The sequence below is a fragment of the Nocardia vermiculata NBRC 100427 genome (assembly GCF_001613265.1).
GTDB classification, from domain to species: Bacteria; Actinomycetota; Actinomycetes; order Mycobacteriales; family Mycobacteriaceae; genus Nocardia; species Nocardia vermiculata.
Window position 1 is genome coordinate 1 of sequence record NZ_BDCA01000068.1, and the last position, 1662, is coordinate 1662.

1 protein-coding gene and 1 pseudogene are annotated in these 1662 nt (G+C 59.1%); both read left to right on the forward strand.

The genetic code is table 11. The features are described 5' to 3' along the window. The first annotated feature begins 698 nt into the window (after positions 1-698). Positions 699-1322 carry a YfbU family protein gene (locus NV2_RS30465; protein ID WP_067882404.1) on the forward strand — a complete coding sequence of 208 codons (624 nt, stop codon included), beginning with the start codon at positions 699-701 and terminating at the stop codon, positions 1320-1322. Between the two features lie 138 nt (positions 1323-1460). Beyond that, positions 1461-1662, forward strand: a pseudogene (locus NV2_RS30470) (hypothetical protein); the annotation flags it as partial.

Consider the following 1662-nt stretch of genomic DNA (forward strand, 5'->3'; position numbering starts at 1 on the left):
AACGAGAGTTCAGCTCGATGATGACAGCGAGGATGTGCCGAGACTACCAACATTTGATCAAATTTCTACCCCCCTGCGACGGGATGGCGGGGTTCATCTCTTCCTGTAATGAATCATTTCTGAAAACTGACACTTCAGCTGCCAGGATCGCGGAATGAGGCCCGGGCGAGAACCCGCTACCGACACTATTTGATCAAATCCTTGCTTCTCGATTGATCTGGCGAACAACCAGTTGGGCCTTCCGAACTTGCACGAACAACTGAGTTGAAGGCCACAGCCGATCCCCAGAAACACTCCTGGACGGGAGAGTCGACGATGGAGGTTCGCGCTGAAGTCGTCAGTAGTGCAAGTGCAGCTCTGGACCTGCGCGGTTCCAAGCTCATGCCAGGAAGGGATGCTTGCGAGCTTGTCGAAGTCCACAGACATTCCGCCCCCATCTCACTGCGCCTCTACCTCTGAACTGGGGAAACGCCGAGATGAGAAGGTTCACCGACACGAATACGGAAACCGATACTGGCTCGTAGAACCTACACCTGCGAAGCGAAACCGCACGATAAGTTGACGCGGCCCCTTGTCACGCATGGTTTGTGCGGGATTGGTGTTGCTAATTGCCATTAGCGCACCATCAACGTCGAAACCCCAGCTGAGCGCGTTTTCCTGCTCGAAAGCGTCGGTACGGGTCGGTAGGCTCCCGTTCCGTGCCCGATGACTTGATCAACCGACGCACGGACGACGTTTCCGTGGCTGTGCCGACCTCGATGACGATGACCGAACGGCTACTGCTCGCGAACCAGGAAAGGATCCTGGCCGCCCTCGTTTCGGACGACGCCGACTACTACACGCGACGAAGCGAAATCCTCGAAGAGGGGTACACCGCCGAGTACGGTGACGTATTCGCAGCGGTAGAACCAGAACTCACCCGCACCGAGTGCGGCCTGGTCTGGGACCTGCTCGACATGTTCCGCATCCTCAGCACAAGCATCGAGGAACTCAGTCCAGCCGATCGCGCCACGCTCGGAGAACAGCGCATCAACCGGCTGCGGTTCCGAGGATTCGACCTCGCCGACGAACTCGAGGGTCGACTGTTGTCGTACGTGCGGTATCTGGTCCGCGGGGAAAGATGGGCGGAAATCGGTCCCCGCTTGGAGGAAATCGGCGACAACGGGAACTCACATCACCGGTGCTTACCCTTCTACCGGCTCCTGCTGGCCACCTACAGGCCGATCATCGACGCTCGCACAGCAGAGCGAGGACACAGCCTCGATGCCTACCGCCTCGACCTCGAACAACTCACCGAGTTGGCGGAAGTCAGCTTCCGATGACGCGGATCCGCACGATAGCCGAATCTATGGGCGTATGGCCGAAATCCGCTGGACCAGTGGCGCCCTGTGATGCCGCAGCGACTACCCGGTTCGGCGCCCGGACTCACTTTGCACCCCACGCTGACAAGATGCCTGCCTGTGCACGCATTCATCGATGAGTCCAAGCGCGACGGCTACCTACTCTGCGCCGTCACCGTCGCCGTCGGCGATGTCACGCCCCTGCGTAAGCAGATGGACGCGCTGCGTCCGAGGGGCAGCTCACGCATCCACATGAAATCCGTCAGCAAGAAGGACGCGCCGAAGCTGGTCACCGAGGTGGCAAAGTTCAACGCCACTAGTT